26 protein-coding genes are annotated in these 20,239 nt (G+C 49.3%); 5 read left to right on the top strand and 21 right to left on the bottom strand.

Annotated elements, in window-relative coordinates; translation table 11 throughout:
• Window positions 1-217: 217 nt before the first annotated feature.
• The 3 genes from MCJ35_RS31550 to MCJ35_RS31540 form a co-directional block, all read right to left on the bottom strand.
• Window positions 218-436, bottom strand: coding sequence for a hypothetical protein (locus MCJ35_RS31550; RefSeq protein WP_240299830.1), 219 nt, complete (start codon window positions 434-436; stop codon window positions 218-220).
• 148 nt (window positions 437-584) lie between these two features.
• A complete protein-coding gene (locus MCJ35_RS31545; RefSeq protein WP_240299829.1) occupies window positions 585-1,634 on the bottom strand; it encodes a BMP family lipoprotein in 1,050 nt (349 codons plus the stop codon).
• A gap of 24 nt (window positions 1,635-1,658) precedes the next feature.
• A complete protein-coding gene (locus MCJ35_RS31540) occupies window positions 1,659-2,597 on the bottom strand; it encodes a nucleoside hydrolase (protein WP_025483578.1) in 939 nt (312 codons plus the stop codon).
• Between the two features lie 287 nt (window positions 2,598-2,884).
• Here MCJ35_RS31540 and MCJ35_RS31535 point away from each other — a divergent pair, with 287 nt between their 5' ends.
• Together MCJ35_RS31535 and MCJ35_RS31530 are read left to right on the top strand one after the other, a co-directional pair.
• Window positions 2,885-3,898, top strand: coding sequence for a LacI family DNA-binding transcriptional regulator (locus tag MCJ35_RS31535; protein ID WP_025483579.1), 1,014 nt, complete (start codon window positions 2,885-2,887; stop codon window positions 3,896-3,898).
• A gap of 245 nt (window positions 3,899-4,143) precedes the next feature.
• Window positions 4,144-4,320, top strand: coding sequence for a DUF6774 domain-containing protein (locus tag MCJ35_RS31530; protein WP_168164728.1), 177 nt, complete (start codon window positions 4,144-4,146; stop codon window positions 4,318-4,320).
• Between the two features lie 215 nt (window positions 4,321-4,535).
• Here the strand turns inward: MCJ35_RS31530 and MCJ35_RS31525 are convergent, their stop codons facing one another.
• A complete protein-coding gene (locus MCJ35_RS31525; RefSeq protein ID WP_240299301.1) occupies window positions 4,536-4,700 on the bottom strand; it encodes a hypothetical protein in 165 nt (54 codons plus the stop codon).
• 192 nt (window positions 4,701-4,892) lie between these two features.
• On the opposite strand from MCJ35_RS31525, the gene MCJ35_RS31520 reads away from it, so the two are divergent.
• Window positions 4,893-5,120 carry a helix-turn-helix domain-containing protein gene (locus MCJ35_RS31520; RefSeq protein WP_025483580.1) on the top strand — a complete coding sequence of 76 codons (228 nt, stop codon included), beginning with the start codon at window positions 4,893-4,895 and terminating at the stop codon, window positions 5,118-5,120.
• Window positions 5,121-5,157: 37 nt separating this feature from the next.
• Here MCJ35_RS31520 and MCJ35_RS31515 read toward each other — a convergent pair whose 3' ends face one another.
• From MCJ35_RS31515 to MCJ35_RS31485, 7 genes are all read right to left on the bottom strand, one after another.
• The gene (locus MCJ35_RS31515; RefSeq protein WP_025483581.1) at window positions 5,158-6,000 is read right to left on the bottom strand and encodes an NlpC/P60 family protein; all 843 of its coding nucleotides are present in this window, start codon (window positions 5,998-6,000) and stop codon (window positions 5,158-5,160) included.
• A gap of 69 nt (window positions 6,001-6,069) precedes the next feature.
• Window positions 6,070-6,294, bottom strand: coding sequence for a hypothetical protein (locus MCJ35_RS31510; protein ID WP_025483583.1), 225 nt, complete (start codon window positions 6,292-6,294; stop codon window positions 6,070-6,072).
• 45 nt (window positions 6,295-6,339) lie between these two features.
• Window positions 6,340-6,600, bottom strand: a complete 261-nt coding sequence (locus MCJ35_RS31505) for a phage holin family protein (RefSeq protein WP_025483584.1) — start codon at window positions 6,598-6,600, stop codon at window positions 6,340-6,342.
• A 41-nt stretch (window positions 6,601-6,641) separates the two neighbouring features.
• Window positions 6,642-7,007 carry a hypothetical protein gene (locus tag MCJ35_RS31500; protein WP_034576588.1) on the bottom strand — a complete coding sequence of 122 codons (366 nt, stop codon included), beginning with the start codon at window positions 7,005-7,007 and terminating at the stop codon, window positions 6,642-6,644.
• Between the two features lie 23 nt (window positions 7,008-7,030).
• Window positions 7,031-7,477 carry a putative ABC transporter permease gene (locus MCJ35_RS31495; protein WP_025483586.1) on the bottom strand — a complete coding sequence of 149 codons (447 nt, stop codon included), beginning with the start codon at window positions 7,475-7,477 and terminating at the stop codon, window positions 7,031-7,033.
• Entirely contained in the window at window positions 7,458-8,198 is a 741-nt protein-coding gene (locus MCJ35_RS31490) for a DUF4376 domain-containing protein (RefSeq protein ID WP_025483588.1), read from the bottom strand. The genes MCJ35_RS31495 and MCJ35_RS31490 overlap by 20 nt, the downstream gene beginning before the upstream one ends.
• A 428-nt stretch (window positions 8,199-8,626) precedes the next feature.
• Window positions 8,627-9,061 carry a hypothetical protein gene (locus MCJ35_RS31485; protein ID WP_240299828.1) on the bottom strand — a complete coding sequence of 145 codons (435 nt, stop codon included), beginning with the start codon at window positions 9,059-9,061 and terminating at the stop codon, window positions 8,627-8,629.
• A gap of 7 nt (window positions 9,062-9,068) precedes the next feature.
• Between MCJ35_RS31485 and MCJ35_RS32635 the strand changes: the two genes are divergently transcribed.
• Window positions 9,069-9,431, top strand: a complete 363-nt coding sequence (locus tag MCJ35_RS32635; protein WP_488473326.1) for a gp53-like domain-containing protein — start codon at window positions 9,069-9,071, stop codon at window positions 9,429-9,431.
• Window positions 9,432-10,099: 668 nt separating this feature from the next.
• Here the strand turns inward: MCJ35_RS32635 and MCJ35_RS31480 are convergent.
• On the bottom strand, window positions 10,100-11,095 hold the full coding sequence (locus MCJ35_RS31480) for a tyrosine-type recombinase/integrase (protein WP_240299771.1): 996 nt from the start codon (window positions 11,093-11,095) through the stop codon (window positions 10,100-10,102).
• Between the two features lie 56 nt (window positions 11,096-11,151).
• On the opposite strand from MCJ35_RS31480, the gene MCJ35_RS31475 reads away from it, so the two are divergent.
• Entirely contained in the window at window positions 11,152-11,772 is a 621-nt protein-coding gene (locus tag MCJ35_RS31475) for a hypothetical protein (protein ID WP_240299827.1), read from the top strand.
• Between the two features lie 3 nt (window positions 11,773-11,775).
• On the opposite strand, the gene MCJ35_RS31470 is transcribed toward MCJ35_RS31475, so the two are convergent.
• The 9 genes from MCJ35_RS31470 to MCJ35_RS31430 are packed head-to-tail and all read right to left on the bottom strand — an operon-like array spanning window position 11,776 to window position 19,742.
• On the bottom strand, window positions 11,776-12,696 hold the full coding sequence (locus MCJ35_RS31470) for a pyocin knob domain-containing protein (RefSeq protein WP_240299826.1): 921 nt from the start codon (window positions 12,694-12,696) through the stop codon (window positions 11,776-11,778).
• A gap of 3 nt (window positions 12,697-12,699) precedes the next feature.
• Window positions 12,700-13,314 (bottom strand): YmfQ family protein, encoded by a 615-nt coding sequence (locus MCJ35_RS31465; RefSeq protein ID WP_025483593.1) that lies wholly within the window; start codon window positions 13,312-13,314, stop codon window positions 12,700-12,702.
• A gap of 3 nt (window positions 13,315-13,317) precedes the next feature.
• Window positions 13,318-15,471, bottom strand: a complete 2,154-nt coding sequence (locus MCJ35_RS31460) for a hypothetical protein (RefSeq protein WP_081739079.1) — start codon at window positions 15,469-15,471, stop codon at window positions 13,318-13,320.
• Window positions 15,471-16,502 (bottom strand): baseplate J/gp47 family protein, encoded by a 1,032-nt coding sequence (locus MCJ35_RS31455; RefSeq protein WP_025483594.1) that lies wholly within the window; start codon window positions 16,500-16,502, stop codon window positions 15,471-15,473. The genes MCJ35_RS31460 and MCJ35_RS31455 overlap by 1 nt, the downstream gene beginning before the upstream one ends.
• Window positions 16,502-16,897 (bottom strand): DUF2634 domain-containing protein, encoded by a 396-nt coding sequence (locus tag MCJ35_RS31450; protein WP_025483596.1) that lies wholly within the window; start codon window positions 16,895-16,897, stop codon window positions 16,502-16,504. The genes MCJ35_RS31455 and MCJ35_RS31450 overlap by 1 nt, the downstream gene beginning before the upstream one ends.
• 16 nt (window positions 16,898-16,913) lie before the next feature.
• Window positions 16,914-17,225 (bottom strand): DUF2577 domain-containing protein, encoded by a 312-nt coding sequence (locus MCJ35_RS31445; RefSeq protein WP_025483598.1) that lies wholly within the window; start codon window positions 17,223-17,225, stop codon window positions 16,914-16,916.
• Complete coding sequence (locus MCJ35_RS31440) at window positions 17,218-18,177, bottom strand: XkdQ/YqbQ family protein (RefSeq protein WP_025483599.1); 960 nt, start codon at window positions 18,175-18,177, stop codon at window positions 17,218-17,220. Before MCJ35_RS31440 ends, MCJ35_RS31445 begins: the two co-directional genes overlap by 8 nt.
• Window positions 18,178-18,189: 12 nt before the next feature.
• On the bottom strand, window positions 18,190-18,840 hold the full coding sequence (locus MCJ35_RS31435; RefSeq protein WP_025483600.1) for a LysM peptidoglycan-binding domain-containing protein: 651 nt from the start codon (window positions 18,838-18,840) through the stop codon (window positions 18,190-18,192).
• Entirely contained in the window at window positions 18,840-19,742 is a 903-nt protein-coding gene (locus tag MCJ35_RS31430; RefSeq protein ID WP_240299825.1) for a hypothetical protein, read from the bottom strand. Before MCJ35_RS31430 ends, MCJ35_RS31435 begins: the two co-directional genes overlap by 1 nt.
• Window positions 19,743-20,239: the final 497 nt, after the last annotated feature.

The following is a 20,239-nucleotide window of genomic DNA, read 5'->3' as shown; positions in this document are numbered from 1 at the left end:
CTCCCCTACGGAAATCTGGTTTATTTTCTTATTTGGCTGTATATCCATGTGATAACTGTCCACATATTTCTGTATTTGGCCCTGGATGTTTCAAAATCAATGGTAACACCTTTCCTGGGTTCAAAACCCAGGATTACATTTTCCAGGACAGTCAGGTCATCCACAGCATGAACCTGATGGACCATACCAATTCCCTGTTCAATAGAAATCCCCGGCGTCAGATGTTCATTTCCTTTCCGTATATCCTGATGGTTCCTCCGTCTGGCTGGTACAGGCCATAAAGCATCTCATCATAGTAGATTTCCCGCCCCATTTTCCCAATCAAAGAATGGATTTCTCCTTTTTTCAGGTTGAACTGCCCTCCATCCACGGCATGGACCGCTGGAAAGCTTTTATCTATATCCGTCATTTCCACAATATAACTGCTGTTTTCCATGTACACCCTCCTTCTCCTGCAAAAACTGCCCGGAGACCTCTCCGGGCAGTTCTCGGGCAGTTCGTGCCATAAATACATCTTTACTTTTCAGGGTTTCCATACCCTTCATAAGAATTGACTACGATTTCCCCACTTGCAATCTTTCCTTTCAGTTCTTCCACCTTGTCCTCAATGTCCTGAGGGAACTTACCCCCAACGCTTCTTTCATGACAGAAAAATCAGTCAGGCCAACACCATCGTGGGCCAGATCCATATAGGTTATGGAACCGCCCTCATATGTGCCATTGACAACGGATTCAATCATCTGGAACGTACATATATCCACCCTTTTCTGCATGGAAGTGAGGATATGCCCAGGATACAGGCTGTCCTGGTTAGTATCCACACCAATTGCATATACATTAAGTTCCGATGCAGCTTCCATAGCCCCGATGCCCGTGATATTGGCCACATTCATGATGATATCCGCGCCCTGATTAATCTGTGCGGTTGCCAGTTCCTTGCCTTTCAGGGCATCAGTAAATGTTCCTGCAAAGGACTGAAGCACCTCAATCTCCGGGTCAATATATTTGGCGCCCTGCTCATATCCTGTAAAGAAGTCATGAAGAACCGGAATATCCATTCCTCCTACCCACCCGATAATCTTTTTATCATTCACGCCTTCAATTTCAGTCTTGGTAGTAAACATGGCAGCAGCCGCACCTGCAAGGAACGAGCCTTCGTTCTGTGCAAACAGCGTGGAAACCACGTTATCGCCCGCATCACTGACACCATCAATCAGCGCAAACTTGGTATCTGGATAATCAGGGCAGTGTTTCTTCATAATATCCAAAAACTGCGTTGACACACCTATTACCAAATCGTAGTCTGCATCAGCCATGGCCACGAAATTAGCCTCCCAGTCAGCTGCCTCCCCTGATTCCAGTTCCTGTACTTCTATCCCATACATCTCCTTTGCCTTCATGGCCCCGTCATGGGCCAGGTCATTAAAGGATTTATCTCCCAGGAAACCAGAATAAATAAGTGCAACCTTTACAGGCTCCCGGCCCGCCTCAGCTTCCTTCCCCTGTTCCTCTGAGGCTGCCGCAGGAGCTTCGTTTCCTGTATCCGCCTGTGTCTGTTTTTCAGAGCCTTTGCATGCAGTTATTCCCACTACCATTGCACAACATAGTAAAAAAGCCAATATCTTTTTTTTCATTATGTAACCCCTCCTTATATTTAACTAATCATACAGTTTCAAGCTGTCCTCCACTATATCCCAGAACTTCTCCGCATCCAGTTTAACAGCCACCTTTGTATTCTTCACCTTGTCCGTCAGGTTAAAAAAGTCGCAATTCGTCCTGCCCTGACTCGGTCCTCCCGTTATATCAATCTCCGTATGCATTGCCTTTACCTCTATACAGGTTGGGTCAAGCAGATAAGCAATGGTAGTGGGATCATGAAGCGGGCCTCCCTCCCATCCAAATACCTTTTTCTGGGTCATACAGAAAAATCTCATCAAATCCACAAAAAGTTTGCCTGCCTTTGTATCTATCTTGGCCATCCTGTCAACTATCTCAGGATAACAAAGGGCCTGCCGTGTCAAATCAAGTCCCATCATGACGATGGGACGCCCACAGCTGAACACCACATGTGCGGCCTCAGCATCAGCATATATATTAAACTCTGCTGCCGGCGTCACATTTCCATGTTGATATGCCCCTCCCATCAGGACAATCTCGTCTATGTTATTCAAAATTCTTGGCTCTTTACGGATAGCCATACCAATATTGCTCAGAGGGCCTGTGGGTACAAGTGTGACCGGTTCACTGGAATCCATCACTGTTTCAATAATAAAATCGACTGCGTGGCGAGGGTCCAGTTCCTTTGTCAGTGGCCCGAATACAGGGCCATTCAGACCAGTATCCCCATGAATCCTTTCCTCCGCAGGAACAGCAGCCCGTACAATGGGTCCTGCCAGCCCCTTGCAAACCGGAACATCAATGTCCAGGTATTGGCATACATTCAGCGCATTCCTGGTGACCTTTTCCAGGGTCTGGTTTCCATTTACAGTGGTGATTCCCAAAAGCTCCAGCTTGGGGTTCCTGGCTGCCAGAATAATGGCAACCGCATCGTCATGTCCTGGGTCGCAGTCAATAATAATCCTTCTTTTCTGATTCATAATCTTTTAACCGTCCTTCTTTAATAATGTTGATGGTGAGTAAGAAACAATCAATGATACAATGGCCATTTGTATGATAAATCGTTTTATCTTATGAGTCTTATATTAGCATATGATAAAACGATTTGTCAATAATTTTTTGTGCATTTTCTTATTTTTTTCTTGTTTATCAGCCACTTATTTATGTATATTTTTCTATTTTGCTTTTATTTTTTAATATCCTTTGCTTTTTTTCCATTTAAGTGTTAAACTTTTGATAAAAGTTTTATCTAGGAGGAATCAATATAATGAAAGTCACCATAAAAGATATCGCACAGGCGGCCGGCCTTTCTCCCGCAACCATATCCCTGGTATTGAACAACCGGCCTTCCAGAATCGCCCCCCAGACAAAGGAGCGCATCCTGACCATTGCCCGTGAGATGGGCTATCGGCCAAATTCAGCTGCCGTCAGCCTGAAAACCAACCGCAGCTATACAATCGGACTTATTGTGCCGGATATCCGCAATGACTACTATGCCACTTATGCAAAGGGCCTTGAGGATACCTGCCAGGAATGCGGATGGAGCATGATCCTGTGTTCCACCAACTTTAACTATGAGCGGGAAAGGCAGTATATCGAGACATTACGCACAAAGTGTATTGACGGTATCTCCGTAGTGTCAACCCCGCCCAATCCGCCTGTATCCAATTCAGACCACGTTGAACTGATTCTTTCCTTGAATATCCCGGTTGTCCAGATGGACCTGACATCCTATCGTCCGCCTGTCAACGCTGTGATTTCCGACCATGTAAAGGGAGGATATATGGCTACCCGGCACCTTCTGTCGCTGGGACACAGAAAAATAGCTTTCCTCACAGGCCCCAGCTACCTGGAAGGTTCTGACAGCCGACTGAAAGGCTGCAAAAAGGCCTTTGATGATTATGGAATGGAATGGGACGATGATATGGTGTATGTGGGGAATTACACCTACGAGTCCGGGCTGGATGGGATTGATTACCTAAGTGATAAAGAATTTACCGCTGTATTTGCATTTAATGACCTGATGGCCTGCGGTGTGTATAACGGGCTGGCCAAATATAACCTTTCTGTCCCGGATGACGTCTCTGTGGTAGGTTACGATGACCATTTTGTATCAGGCATACTCAGTGTCCCACTGACCACCGTACATCAGCCTATCTTTGACATGGGGAAAGAAGCGGCCAGGATCCTGATTCATGCAGCGGAACACGAGGATGCGGAACCTGTCATATCACACTTTGATTTAAAGCTGATTGTGCGCAGCAGCACACGGAAAATTTGATAAAACTTTTATCACCCATGTTAAATCGTTTCATCTACTAAATTATGTTATAACCCTATATGAAACCTGAAAGCCTCCATCTCCTGGTCCCGGCCAGTAATCCGTATATTCAGAATACGGTTCTTGCAGCAGAACTGATAGATCCATTTAATAAAGAGGGAATGACAGCCAATTCCATCCGGTGAAAAACCGGTATGTATTCTACATCCCCTTTCCCCCGCATACCATTATGTGAGGTGAATATCATGCAATCCTGTGAACTTGCTCTTTCCGTATCGACTTTGGCATGCTGCATTGCCGAGGGCAAAAGCCCTGAGGAAATCGCACTGATCAGTTCCATCTTCATGCAGCTGGGCGACACATTAGCTACCATTGCCGCCCACCAGGCCCTGTGCTGTCCGCCCAAAGATACCAAGGAATAGGAACCAGTGCCAAGTCCAACCCTGCAGGCGCCTTACTTAGCCTGCCGGGTTTCCCTCTGCCATTAAAGTGTCGTTAATATTTATGGCCTAAAAAGTACGGTTTTACAAGGTTTTTCAGTGCATTTGTGACTTTACTGTGTCTAATAGGGCGGCATATATAGGTATGAAATAGTATGAAATTGGCGGGTCCGGTCAATCCGGTTCCCGCCTTTTCCTTACTTTCCATGTCCATCCTGAATCCGTTTCCACACCTTCTCAAACTCATCTGGCGCCGGTTGCGGCACCTCATCATCCGGGATGTGGTCTTTGGCCCACTCAAACTCCTTCAGCAGTTCTTCTGGTGGTTCTTCTGGCGGCTTGTCTTCCTGTTTCCTTTCCATACCGTGTCCCTCCTTTATAAGGACATTGTACGCCTGTCCAGCGCAAATGGAGCATGGTAAATTATGGTAGTTACCGTCTTTTCTTATATCCATCTCACAATCCCCCCTCGCTACATATTTTAGGCCAAATTGGAGTAAATTTCAATAGGCCAATACAGACTAAATTATAATGCTCTGTATTGGAGGATGATTATGAGATTGGAACGACTACGGGATTTACGGGATGACAAGGATTTGACACAGCAATATGTTGCGGATTACCTGCATATAAACCAACGGACCTATTCCAGGTATGAGAATGACCAACGGATGATACCGTTCCAGATTCTATCTGCGCTTGCTGATTTATATGACACCAGTGTTGATTATCTGATAGGACGGACAGATGTTAAGGATCCGTATCCCAAGAAGAAAAGGTAACATTACGGCGAGGACCGATAATCCCCGCCGCTTTTTATTACTCTCCTAGTCCTGGCCAGCGCAACGCCCCATCCTTATCCGGTGTTAGTGTCACAGGCTCCGTGGCCATCTTACCATCCGGCATCAGGTAATAGTAGTTGCCTCCACCGGCCTGCAGTCCCTGAACCATAGCCCCATCCGCGCCCAGGTAGTACCAGTCACCTTTGTACTGATACCAGGTATCGGTGACCATGTGGCCGGTGCCGTCAAACCAGTACCACTTGCCATCCGTATCAAGGTACCAGGAGTTGCGGACCGGCTCACCGGTATTTCCCAGGTAAAAGCTCCAGGCACCGTCCGCGCCCTGCTCCCAACCGGACTTCTTCGGCTGCTCCGGCTCCGAGGTCACATCATCCTGTATGTATCTGCGCACACACACCAGCCCCTTACGCCATCCTCCGGACGCCCAGGAGTTATACCGGCTCTTACAGTAGGCCACCAGGTCTTTATAGGATGGCCTGCCGCTGCCGTGGCCACAGATGATGCCGTTGCCACAGTACATCTCCACATGGCCTATCCGCAGGGGACGGCTGGCGTCCGTACCTGCAAACAGCAGCATGTCCCCCGGCCGGAGCCTGGACGTATCCGGGATGCCCTGGGCTATGTCCGCATCCACCGTGGTCAGCTTTTTGGACTGGTAGATGCCTGCGGTGTTAAGATTTCCGAACTCCAGTCCTACCGCCTCATAAGTCCGGCAGATGGAACTGCTGCAGTCACTGTAATAGTTGCCATCCTTATACCGTACGTAGCAGTAGTCCCTCAGGGACTGACTATATATGTTGCGGCCTATAATCTCTGCATATTTATCGATTACGGCCTGTCTACTTAATAATGCTGTCATATCTTTCCTCCAATCAAAATAAGGCCCAGGGATATCCCCAGGCCTGCCTACATCGTTGCGATATCGCAACTAATCCCGGACAATATTCCCGGATGCATCCACATGCCAACCGGATGCAATCACAAACTTCCCGGTATCATCGTGATAGTCAATCCCGTGGTCCGGGCCATCATACTGGGATTTAAGGGTGTCGTATTCAGGCGTTCCCTTGGCAGCCGCAATCTTTGCCTCCAGGTCAGGAATCTCTGCAATGTTAACAGGTTTCCATGGTTCATTCGGTAATGGATAATTCATTGTGTACCTCGCTTTCTTGGTTGATTAATAGTTACGAGCATTATATTACTGCTGACCCTCTATCATCTGTTTAAATGCCTGGTGCAGGCCTGTACTTGCAAGACCGCTAAAGGCCCCGGCCAGAATGATATCCGGACTTACACCGCCCATAATCCAAATGTTAAGCGCCGCTCCCAGTAGGGCCACCAGGGTGGGGATGTACTTGTTATCCAGGTCCTTCACCCACTTCTTGGTTATGTATCCGGTCACCAGGCAGATTCCTACAATGACTGCCACCGTGTAGTTACTCAAAAACGATAAATCCATAATCCATTCCTCTCTTTCTACTTGTTCTATGCTAAGTTTTATTAATACAAATTCTTAAGTGCCTGCTCATGAAGGAAATCCTTTTGCTCATGCTTGATTGTCTGTGCATACTCCAGTGCAGCATGCATATCTCCGTTGCAGTGTGCGTCAGGAATCCGCTGGACAGCACGAGCCGTTGCTTCCCCTAAAGCAATTGAAGCGCTTACACTTTTAATAATGTATAGTTCATTCTTCTCGCGCGTGGCTTCGCGCTCATCAAGAAGCTGCTGCCTTGCCTCACGCTCTGTTTTGTCTTTTTCATCGCGTTTATTGATTTCCCGTTGTATTAGCCAGAAACAGAACCCCGTGATTGCTGATGGTATGCACATGGCACCAACAAGCGCTGCGATACTGACACTTATATCCATGATTATCATATCCTTTCTTAGGTTTATCCATTAGGCCTGCGCCGTGTAATGCCTACGTTATAACGCGGCCGCTCCTCGCCCCACCACCGATACCGCAGCCAGTCATCCAGCACTATCCCGGCCAATGACACCGGCAGCCAGAGCAGGCAGTACTGTGGGCATATCTGCCCCAGGACGTTGCCCGGCAGGCCGCTGTAGTCCCATACGCCCCAACCCAGCCACAGATTGACGATGCACCCGGTCAGGAACTCCAGCGCCGTCACGATGCAGGCGCCGGATAGTATCTGCTGCCACAGGGGCATGTCCCAGGGTAATACCTCATTAATCAGGCCCAGATTGATGAAACAGATGCCGCCCAGAAAGAACATCGTCCAATGGCTCCTGCCACGCCAGGCCATCTCCAGGATTATGTACAACAGCCCTCCGGTAGCCAACAGGGCTACGTACTTGTCAACCTTCCGGTGTGGCATCCGTTCCACCTCCTGCCATAGCGGCAATCTCCACCAGATACGCCTGCAGTACATCGGACTGATACTGTTCCGGCACATCGGCGCCGTAGAATATCTCGGTTACCTCATCCGTGGTCTGGCAGCCAGCAATCCACATATTAAGTGCATTACAGTAAGTGGTGTGGTAGGACACATGCCACATGGCCGCCTGGATGATGGCCTGCATGTCTGCCTCGCTGTAATACCTGCAGGGCTGCCCATCGGCATGGTACTCCAGCTGAGTTGCCCCGGCAGTTATCTGGCTCAGCTTGCCGAACAGGTTAAGCTGGTCCTCGATGGTCAGCGCATAATGCTCCACGCTGCCATCAGCCAACGCCACGTTGATACCGGCATAGATAAGCCGCTCACACTCCGCTGCCACCTCCCGGCGCTTGCCTGCCTGCAGCTCCTCCAGTGTCGGGACATAAGGCTCCGGAGGCTCCCCTGGTCCATCCGGCGTCTCAGGCGCCTGATACACGCTGCCATCATTGGACAGGTACACGGTCTGGCCATCGTCCCGATATACCGTGTCATACCCGGTCAGGGTTGCTGCCTCCGTGCCATCCTCGGTGTAGATGGCGATGTCTCCCCAGGAGATGGGCACGGGGCCGGCAAACACAATCTGCATGACATTGGGAGACATGGGGCGGATACCCTTAATCTCATACAGCGGCTCATCCTTTCCTATTCTGATTTTTTCCATGTTTTTACCTTCTTTCTGCATTTTTATGTATTATAAAAGGCCCTTGGAGGGCCTGAATTTTCGTTTTTGCTGTGTGTTATACCAATTTGACTATGTGCTTCACCGAAGTAATCAATCTCTGCCAGAATGCATCCGGCGTCATCGCATTGTCAGACAGCGTATATAACTATAAGATGTTACAATTTGAGAACTCCAACTTTGGATTTTCCAGCAGTCCTATCTATGGCGCTCAGCCCATAATTCGTGCAGGAACAGTAAGCGTATCCGGTGATGCGATGGTCTTATGCTGTGGAGCTTGGACTGTATCAAACAATGGTAAGACCCTTACACCGTCCTACATGGTTCAGGCCAATATTACAGCATCTGGAGTAACGTATTTTAACCGAAATGCCGGACTGACCTGGAATATAATTGGATATCGAAAGTAATCATCTTGTCCATTTACGAGTCCAACTCTTTCCGTCATAATAGTCATAGAAAATTTCGGTCTCGCTGATACCTAAAGACAGTATGACACCATCAGAAAACTGCTGCTGGAACGCCCATTTGTTTCTGTCGCTTCCATAGGCAATTACTTTTATTGGTCCATTTAATTCTATTTTAGTATTAGCTGTATTGGCTACCAGAGCTGTATTCGCCAAATTGGTATTGCGCCCATCAGTATAAATATTCAGGCAAAACTCAGTTTTATGCATTTTCCGTAGTGTGTTCAATACCAATTTGGATAACCGTACTGTGGTTGCTGATTTGATTGCAGAAGCTGATGCTGGCCCTATTGGAAAACGGATTGTCAATTGCGGTGATAACACACAAAACACGCCATATAAAGCCGGTTTAACCACATTACAATCCGGGACTGCCATAATCAGTATGTCATCAGCAAATTATGGTACTATCCTATACATTGCAGCTGGTGCCGCGGATACGTTGTTCTTACGAGCAAAAGCTAATGGTACTTGGGGGGATTGGTTTAGGCTACGCTCAAATCGTGATTCCCAGGGAGGGACTGTGTCTATTACACCTACTGCCGTAAACCAATCGGCGTATAAAACGATAACATTTCCTATGGCTTTCGCAGCTGTCCCATCAGTTACTGTCACCCCGATGACATCGAGTCCAAATATGATATCCGCATCCGTTGCAAATATCACCTCTACAGGTTGCAGGATATATATATCACGGTCAGATGCAGCCCAAGCCGCATCCGTTGCGTGGATTGCCATTATGAGATAATACTAAAAATGACTATTTGGTTATGTAACAGACAGTTGCTCTGGCGAAATTGCTGTTTCCGGATGTAGCAGATGTACAAACCCTAATGTCTCCATTAATTGCAATATACAAATAATCTGTAGTATTATAGTTCCACTCAGATGTGCCTAGAACACACGCCGTGTTCACTTGAAACATTGGAAGATGTTTTTTTAATTTAGCTACGGGGCTATTATTAGAGTCAGGATATACGCCGTTATTTTTCTTAATAGTTAACACAAGCATAATCACATTCCCAAATTTTATCATGCCATTGTCCCCAGATAGGCTATATCCGCTATTAAGGGTAAGGTAATCATCAATTTTTAAGGAATCCGCGCTTGTAACAACATCCCCCTTTTTTATCCAATTCGAGTCATTGTCTATGGATGAAGTGTAGAGAGATGCAACACCCTTATTGGATAGATATAGACGCGTTTTTTGTCCATTATCATACAGGGTATCTAATCCGGTAAAAGGATTTCCTCGAGCTATTCTTTTTCCTAAATTGGTATAACGCCCTGAAGCCGTAAAATATATTCTGCATAACAATTCCGCGCAATTGTAACTGTGCTCAACATTCTCATCGGATACACGACAACTAAGCCTCCCATTTGGCAGGCTTCAAAAAATCTATGTTGTTTTAATCCTTATCCGGCAGCATACATATCGTACTCATATTTCATCTTTCCGGCGCCGTTTTTGGCATAGATACGCGTTGTCTCAACACTGGCATGTCCCATTATGTCACACAGTGTCGGCAGCGGCATCCCTTTATTCAGGGCGCGTGTTGCAAACGTATGCCGTAGCAGATGAGGAAATACCCGTTTTCCCAGCCCTGCCCGTTTTGCAATCCTACGTATTATGTTCTCCAGGGCATTCTTCTTTAGGCCTTGATGCGGCGCCCGGCTGGAAAGTATGACTGGACCGCTGCGCCGGTCACCCAGATATGTCTCAAGGTACTCTAACGCCCTCTCTGAAAAGAATACTATCCGTTCTTTCTGGCCTTTTCCGATTACCTTCACATATCCTGCCTGTAGGTCCATATTAGCCAAGTTCATGTTGACCACCTCGGATACCCGGCATCCAGTGGCCAGGAATAGCTCCAGCACTGCATTATCACGGATATTTGTGCCGCAGGCAATCCGCATCTTCTCCATTTCCCTCGGACTCAGTGCCTCCCTTATCTCTGCCACATACTTAATAGGGTCCACAGTTGCCATAGGATTACGTCTGATATATCCCCGGTCATGCAGGAAAGCAAAGAAGGAACTGGCTATGCGCCGCTTATGGTCCTTTGTACTGGCACTAATCTGACGTACTTGTTCATAGTAGTTCAGGCATTCCACCACATCCTCCCCCGTAATCTCCTGCACCGGCTTTCCCACATACACCAGTAGATCTGTCAAAAACCTCTGATATTGATTGACTGTACTGGCCGAGTAATTCTCAAACCGCATTTTTCCGATGAATATATCCAATTCCGGGAAGCTGATTACATTGGTGCTCACCCCAGTCTCCCTTTTGGCCACCTCGTAGTTCCGGAGCACCGCTGACAGTGCCCCATCAATCACCTGTAGCGCAGGCCGTTCCAACTCGTTGGACAGCCTGGCCATCAGTTCATCCTTTAATCTTACTTCATCCATCCTAAATAGCCCCTTTCCTTATGATTTTGTGGTACCTTAATCATAAGCCAGGGGGCTTGATTTGGGCAATTTTCTTTACTGTGCGCAATACCAATTTAGATGTTAGAAATGCAGTGGTTGATTTGCTTGCAACTGCTAATATTGGGCCATCTGGTAGACGGATTGTACAATGCAATGAAAACACGCTTAATACACCGTATGAGGCAGGACTGACCAATGGTAAAAGTGGCACAGCATACATCAACATGTCATCTGTCGATTATGGGACAATATTATATATCGTATCTGGGACTAATCGGATATTTTTGCGGTCCAAAGATAACGGAATCTGGAGTAATTGGGGTGAACTCTTAAAAAAAGCGGATTATGAAGCAAAAAAAATCACTAATTCTTACGGCCTTACAATAGTTTTATTTACGTTTGGCAGTGATACTATTAAAGCAATAAAAATCGGGGGATATGTAAATAAAGCCCTGTCAGCGGGTACAGCATATACTATTGCTACTAATACTGAGGTCAAATCCCGCGTGGAATGGTATCACAATATACATTGTGGTATCAACGGAATAAATACAGTTGCCTATCTGCGTATTACTACAGATGGAAATATTGTACTTACGCCACAAACAACAATCGCATCTGGGGTTGGCATAAATATCGCAGAGTATTATGTATAATAATCATTTTCTTACAGCTATCCACATCACTGATGTAGCCTGGATGGGATCTGACCTTGTTAGATATATTTTGCACCCTGTAGATGTAGCATCCAAAACAGATGCCGAAACTACATTGGGACCAGATGTTATTGGGCTCACAACAATAACTGGCATAGCGCTATATGGTATGGGGAAGGTTATCTGCTTATAGGTGGGTTTATTTATTCCTGTCGGTGTTATTGAAACGGAGCCAGATTGGATATCCGCATTTGTAAGCGGGAATACCCAAGGCCCCCAACCAGCTTCTCCTACGTTTGTTCTCCAAAATTCCGTGCAGCTCTTTGTATTATAAATGATTTTCTGTTTAAAAAAGTTTCCATTAGTGGCACCGGTAGATCGTTCTACGTGCAGTACAAAACCACCATTAGAGGCAGGACAATTAATCAATGTGGCTGCTGTTTCGGCACTAAAACATACAAAATTACCAAATTCTGTATAATTATTTAGGTTAGCCCCCTTAGGTATCGTAACTGCATCTTTTAGCGAATAGTATTCTTTCAAATTGGTATTGAGCACAGTATAAAGGTCCATCAAAGCCTTACCCTGTGCCGCCGAAAGGGGCAGTTTGGCATTATCCGTCACACAGTTGTTGACTATGCTGCCAATCAGGCAGACACCCGTCATCCAGTTCTTAGTGTCCTCAAAAAATTTCTTGACCTTCCCCAGGCATGTCTTCGGCTTCTCACCGGCCACTGGGACCGGGAAATCTGTGGTTATGTTATCCAGCGTCTTTACCGTCATCTCAGATATATCCCCACCGGAGGATTCTGCCTTCTTTTTCAGCGCTGCGTCTACCACATCTGCGTTGTCATTGAAATCCTGTATATCAACCGGGTCCGTACCTTCCGGCTTTTTTAGATTATAATTAGGTGTTAACTGCATATCCTATGCCTCCTTTAATGTCCTTACGTCATCCCAGGTCATGTCCCCAAGACGGTTCCATGTATATGGTTTCAGTTCGTTCCATGTGGTATATCGGTACTCAAACCGGTAGGCCAGATGCGCTGGCTTTATGTCCTCCAACATGGAGACAAATGCCTGCATGTTCCGGGGGATCCCTTTGATGCCGATAAACTGGATAATAAAAAAGTGATTGGGGTTATCCTCAATCACCTTTACCTCCCCGCCCGAAAAGGCCGCGGCCGTATCCTCTATCATCTTCCGGGTTGTGGTCCCCTGGCCCCGGAGCTTCGCCATGAGTATTTCCCGGCGCTGCTCATAGGTCAGGGACATGTTCGTGGCCACACCCAGCATCTGCTCCCATCTGGAAAGCCCCCAGGTGGCTGTCACGATATAGCATTGGTCAATCAGGTCCTCCAGGTTGTGCTGCAGCTGCCCTACCTCATACCCCTGTGTCCGGTATATCTCCTCCATCTCCCGGATTTCTGCCAGGAATGGCGGCGCATACCGCGCCAGGTCCACAAAATACTCCTCCGGGACAATGCTGCTTGAACCTTCCTGGGCGTACTGGCTACGGCCATATAATGTCTTCCCATACATGCCTTACACCCCCTTCAGGTCATTCCAGGTGACGGACCCCTTTTTAAGATAGGTGCCGTCATGGTTATGGTTCTTGGCAGCCGCATCCGTAATGCCGTACCCGGATAGGGTGGTCGGGTTCGTGCCGGCCGTCACATGGCCCTGCGTATTGACCGTGACACTCCGGTAGGTTCCGGCTGTCACCCCACTGCTTGGATGGCTATATTTCGTATCAGGCGGTGTCTGCCAGGTCCCATCCGCCCTTAAATATTTTGTCTGCGCCCCTGCAGCCGGGGCCGGGACCAGACCCGTCCCGCCGGCGGCGCTTGAGGTGGCTGCCTTGAATACGGCATATGTGGTATTGTTATCTGCCCCCCACGCCGCAGTCCCATCAGCACTCCATCGTAGTATCTGCCCGCTGGACCCGCCGGAGGGGACGTGCTTATTCCCTGCCGTGGTGGGGTGCACATACTTATTGGCCCCCTCCGCAATCCCTGCCAGCTTATCTAACATGGCCTGGGTGATTTTGTCCAGTACCGTCTTATTCGCATGTGTGTGGTCCTGGCTGGTGTCCACATCCGCAGCAGTCAGATAGCCGGAATCGTTCGTGAACTGTGACAGCTTCGTGGGCATGTCCGTAATCTGGCTCTTGGTATGGCTATGGGAGGATGGCGGGAAGGTTGATGGCTTACTGCCTATCTCTGTCCAGGCATATGCAGGCTTTGCAGATGCCTTTGCCCAGGCTGGGACATCCGATGCGGGCATGGAGGACGGTTTGTTCCTGATATAGGCATCGGAGCCGGTATCCGTCACATCCCAGTCTGGCTGTACGTTGACCTCAGCCCCTGATGCAATCCCCGCCAGCTTATCCAGCATGGCCTGGGTCAGCTTGTCAATCACGCCCTTATTGCTGTGGGCATGCTTCTTGGTATCGGCATCGTTCCAGTTCGCCCGTTCCGTTGCCGTGATATGCTGGACCGTATCGGCTTTATGGGTGATAAAATCCGCGATTGCCTTTGCAATCTTCCCCAGCATCACAGCCAGCTTTTCTCCGCTGGTAAGATTAGCCAGTGTGGTTGCCTGCGTAAAGGTCGGTACCTGGTCATTGGTCGCCACATTGGGCACGCTCCCCAGCCCCACCTGTGACTTTGTCACCCCATGGGGATTGCTTTTATTACTGATGTGGGTATAGGCGTCCGACCAATTGGCCAGCAGGGTTTCCGTCAGCTTATCCAGGGTGGATTTGTTGCTATGGGAATGACGCTTATTGTATGCGTCATCATAATGGGTCTTATCCTCCTTGCTGAGCAGCCCATCCACGCTCTGGGTCGCCTTGGGGATTGCGTTGGCAGATATGGCAATCCAGGCAGTGCCACTCCAGCGGTATGTGTAATCCGTGTCCTTGACATTTACCGTCCATCCGTCATCGGGGCGGGGATACGTTGCTGCAAGGTCTGCATAAGTATCAACCGCCTCTTTCCAGTCGATGGCTGTCTCCAGGGCGGAGAACTTATTGTCCACCTCGTTACGGGTGTATTTATCATCCCAACTGGGCTTATTGGTATTGATGGTAGCCCGTATGGCATCCTCTGCAGCCGTGGCCCTGGATTTCTCCGCTGTGACTGCATCGCTATTTACTTTCTCCGCCGCCTTTGCCCGCGTCACCTCGGCCGTCAGGTCAACCTTCAGCCCCTGTTCCGCTTCTTCCGCCCGTCTGACCTCCGTATCAACCCGGCCATCCAGACGGTCCTCCTCCTGCGTGGCGCGGTTGGTTTCTGCCTGCAGGTCATCTGTTAATTTCTTCTCTGCCCCCAGGGCCCTGGTTTCCTCCGCGTTCAGCGCCTCCTGTGTTGCAACGATGGATTCCTGCACCCGGTTGATGTCATCCCCCTCAACGGTATCCCCGTCAGTCTCATAGCTGATGTAGACCACCGGCGCATCCGCATACACCCGGACTATCCGTTTCCAGGGCGCCAGGCTGGGCGTTGACAGGGTATATGTTTCCAGACGCTCCCCTGTCAGCTTCGGGCCGGTGAACACAGCGAAGGTAGCCTCGTTGATGTTGTCATGCTGCAGCTCCGCCTCATACACGCCATTGGTAAGATGGATTTCCTCCTCCACGACATAGATGTTCCCATCAACCTTATTCAGCTTATCGTAAAAAATGTTCACCTGCATCAGCCCACCTCCAGTGTGACCGTACCGGTCACCGCAATCTCATCCTCCATCAGGGCCACGTTGCCGGATACGCCGTTAAGCAGCAGCCCCGAATAATCCTCCACGCCCTCAGTCCCCAGCAGCAGGTTCCCTACCCTGGCCAGGCTTACATAGGACAGGTCCAGGGCCTCATTATGCAGGTAGTCTGTCAACACCGCCTGGAATGCATTCTGGACGCCCCCCAGGTTCATGCCTGCCTGCAGCTTGATTCCAGCCGACACATTGACAGCCTTCTCCACCACAGATGCCACCGTGACATCTGCTCCGATGGGGCGCAGCTCCTCGATATGCTCCCGCACCATCTCCAGAAGGCCGGTACCGGCGGCGGACATGTTGGCATCCGCTATGATGACCTTGACCGTCCCCGGTCCACTGGACAGCGGGAAGACCTTGGCGGCCCCTACGCCCTCACACTCCATGGCCCAGTTGTAATAATCATACCGGTTGCCGCTGGTGGATGGTTTCTGTACCTTTGTCAGGTACCGCTCCAGCAGGGCCTCCGTGGGTTCCTCATCGCTCCCGTCCACGATGATTCCTGTCAGTTCCGCCCTCGTGAGTCCCTGGATGTAATCAATGGGGACCAAGGTTCCCAGTTCCCGGCTCCCGGCAGAGCCTGCCGTCTCGCATTCCATACGGTAAATACCTTCCTCCATACGGTCTATGGCGACATAATTTAAGGTCCCCAGGGAGAACCGGGAACCTATCTCGATATCAATGTTAAATTCACCTTTCAGGACAGCCTTGGTTGCCGGATGTGGGGTCATATCCCATTCCGCGCAACGTCTGATCAGGTACTCACGGGTTGCTGTGCCGGCGAACACCTGGTCAAGGGTCCAGTCAAGCCCTATGTATGCATTCTGCAGTTCAACCGCAGTAGGTGCAAGGGCCGTATATATGGGGGAACTCTGCCTTGTATCCATCCCTGGGCTATGATTCTTTGCCCTCCGGAGCATCCTGTCAAGGATGACCTCATATGTAGTATCTTCATACATCACACATCCACCTCCTTGGTTGCACCAATATCCCCGTACCGGGTATGGACCGTAAACGTCACGGAAAGTTTCCGGCCGGCCCCCTCAAAGGAAAACGCATCAACCCCCTGTATCCGGTCATCCTGCATCAATGCCTCCTTTATACGCTTCTTTATTTTTGATTTGACCAGACCCATGGGTTTCCCGAACAGTCCCCTCAGTTCCACACCATAATTCCAGTCGTATATAAGCCAATCATACCTCTCCGTGTTGAGGATGCAGTGTACGGCCTGCTGCACCGCATCCCTTCCATCCACATAACCGGACAATGTGTCGTCATTCATCCGGAATGCCTTTGATGGAATCTCCCGTACCTCAAAATCAGACTCCAGGATGTCTCCCGTCTTCGGCAGCATCTTAAACACCTCCTTATTAATACCGGTCCACCACAAGATACTGTTGGGCACCACGCTTCTGCACCAGGATTACCGTATCGCCCGCCTTCAAGGCATTCTTAATGGCAGCGGAAACAATACCCACACCGGGGATGGACATCTGCTGCGCATGGTCCGTCAGATATTGCGGCACCAGAAGCTGGTTTCCAGTGACCGTGGTCTTCTGGTCAATCTGTACCGCCAGGGGTATTGCGGATACAACGGTCCCCTGCATCACGTCACACGGCCTTCCAGCCTCCACGGCCTGCATGGAAATCTGCCGCATATTCTCAATCCACACATTATCCATTGATACCAGCTCCTCTCAATGCCAGGTCCATTGTATGTATTCCTCCATCAATCTTATGCGTGACGGACTCCACCAGGAGATAGTTCTTCAGCTGCATGTCCTTCACGTCCAGGAACACGGGGATGAGGCATCCTGCACGTACCTTGATGTCCCCAAATGCCCCCTTGACGGACAGGCTCCTGGTGGGACGGTTATACAGCCCCAGGTACGTCTCCGCTATTTTCTGCCCGTCCACCCCCTTATCCAGTGACTCGCTCATCTGCAGCACACCCCATTTATTGATGTTCTCCGTGTGCCTGGTCATGAAGACATCCCGTTTCTTGGTATCATCATTGTCGCGGTAAAGCTTGATCTGGTTATAGGTATCCTTATCAATGCTGATTGTGAAGTCATAATCCTGGGCCGTGCCGTCATCTATCATGATGTCCAGTTTCATGTCCTCTACATTCCTCAGTGCCAGCTTACCGACATCGTCATAAAGGACATACATTTTACCTGTGGCCATCATGGTCAGGTCCAGGGCATTCAGGATGATGTCAAATAGGGTGGTGTCCGGCTCATTCCGGTATGGTATCTTATACCCCGTATCGTCAAGCACGCCCGTCCGTAGGTTGAAATCCCCGGCTATCATCTGGATTACCTCTCCTGCCGTCCTATCCTCATAGCTGTAGCTGTCCTTGTTCTTAAGGTACCGGAGCTGGTCATAGGCCGTGACCTTGACTTCCCCATCACCGTTCCAGTTCCGTTCAAAGATGAATCCGAAAAATACCGGTTTCCCGTTCACATCCAGCCGGACGGCATTTCCTTCCTCAATCTCCAGCTTCCCGTCCGGGATGACAGTGAAGGAACATTTCCCCGGCTGCCCCTTACGTGCGGTATCCCAGGTGACACTCCCCTCCACCACCGGCTCATAGACCGCCTGGCCATTCTGTATATAGACATGTACATTCATGGACCCACCTCCTTATGGCATTGTCAATACCTGGCCGGTATTAATTTTATTTGGGTTGCTTATCTTATCCAGGTTGAGGTTATGGATTTCCTTCCACCTGCCCCCGTCCCCAAGCTGTTTCTTTGCTATGTTCCAGAGGCAGTCACCGCCCTGCACGGTGTAGGTCCTGGCCTGTGGCTGCTCCGCCGGCCGGTCATCCTGTGGCGTTTCAGCGGTTGGGGTGGGCTGGTCCTCAACGATGGTGAAGTTCATGACCTTGGTCCCGTAATGCCTGGCCTCCTTCATGGTGATGGAGACCACCAGGTCCAGGCCTTCCTTCACGTCATCCGATACCTTGTAATCTTCCAGGGTCACGTCCATGTTGGTATCGAAGGAATCACGGATGACGATGAACTCAAAGGAGCCTCTGCTGTCCTTCAGGTCCTGCAGATGGCTTATGAAGTCCTCCGCATCGTCCACGCTCCCATCCCAGACAGCACTTGGATAGTCCATCTGGGGCAGGATTATGTCCAGGCTGATTTCCGCAAGGCCCGGAGGCCGTAGGAGGTTGATTTCATCCCCGTTTATCAGCATGACCGTCTTGTTCTGGCCGGGATACTTGATGGGTATCTTTTGGGGTGGGACTGGGAGGAGCATGTCGTCTATGTATACCTCATATGCCATCAGATATGCCCTCCTTCCGCGGCAGCCGCCAGGAACTCACTGGTAAACATGGACAGCGCCCTGCCCATGTCATCGAAGTCGGTCTTCTTGGTCAGGGTGTTGTTGTTCTTGACATCCACCTTTAACTCAGCCAGGGTGAACCGGTTGATGATTTCCTGCTCCGCAGCATCACGCATGTATTTTAAGTCCTCGTCCATTATGTCCATTGAATCCTTTATGGCTGCAGTATTGGCGGCAGTGCTTCCAGTGTTACCAGCTATTTCCGGGCCTACACCACCGGAATAATAATTTTCCTCGGCTGTATTCTTAGCGTTCTTCTTTTCTTCTGCCTCCGCCTTCGCTGCAGCAATCCTACGTTCCCGCTCCTTCTGGCTTTGGTTGGCCTCGTACTGCATCCAATACAAATTCTGTGCTCTGGCCTTCTTGTCAGCCAGATTCTGGTTCTGCAATGTTGCAAGGTCTGCGGCTCTCTGTTTTTGCTTTGCTTCCTCTTCCAACGCCGCACCGGTTGCAAATTCAACATGTGAAATCACCTCAATGGAAGTTCCCGCGATACTATTGGTCAGCTGAATCAGCTTATTGATTCGGTCAATCGCACCATTAATAAAATCCTGTAGGATTGTCAGACCAGCCACCTTTAGGTTTCCAAGGGTGTTTAGTACGCCTGTTCTGAATGCGACAAAGCCATACTGCATGTTGTCTATGCCGTTTTGGATGCCGTTCCACGTGGTCACGAATCCGATTCGTAGCTTATCAGCCCAGGTAAGGACAGAGTTTACTACCGTCAGCCAGGCCACCTTAATCCCGCCTACGTGATGAATCCATACCAAGATAGCCGCTATGACTGCCATGATAGCGATTACTATCCATGTTAATGGACAGGCTAATAAAGCCATATTCAATCCATTTTGTGCTCCTGCGGCTGTCGCTGTAGCGGCTGCCTCCGCTAAATCTGCACTTGTTTTTAAAGCTGCCCTTGCCGCCGCAATAGCTTTTAATCCGTTACTAACTGCCTGTACAGTATTATAAGCAATTACAACCCCTTATAAGCAATCAAAGCGGCTGCAACACCTCCTATAACAGGTCCAAGCCATGACCAGTTATCACGTATGAATCCAGCTGCGCCCACCATCGATTCAATCACTTGTCCAACGATGGGTATGATATCACTTAAGGACTCCTGCAAAACCCATCACTGCTGTTTCCGCAGCTGCTATTGGCATTTACAGTGGCAAAAAACTGCATCATAGCCGGATAGAGCTAGCCCCCACAGTCCTCCTTGATGTCCCCCCAGGTATTTGCCATCTGTTGAATCTGGCCTTGCGGTGTATTCGCCATGATGGCATTCATGTTGCTCACGTTGTTCGTAACTACCTCCGCAAGGGTGCCGCACGCTCCT

Source organism: Enterocloster sp. OA13 (assembly GCF_022440595.1).
GTDB lineage: Bacteria > Bacillota > Clostridia > Lachnospirales > Lachnospiraceae > Enterocloster > Enterocloster hominis.
The sequence above is the reverse complement of the archived record's forward strand: the minus strand, read 5'-3'. Positions and strand labels throughout refer to the sequence as shown.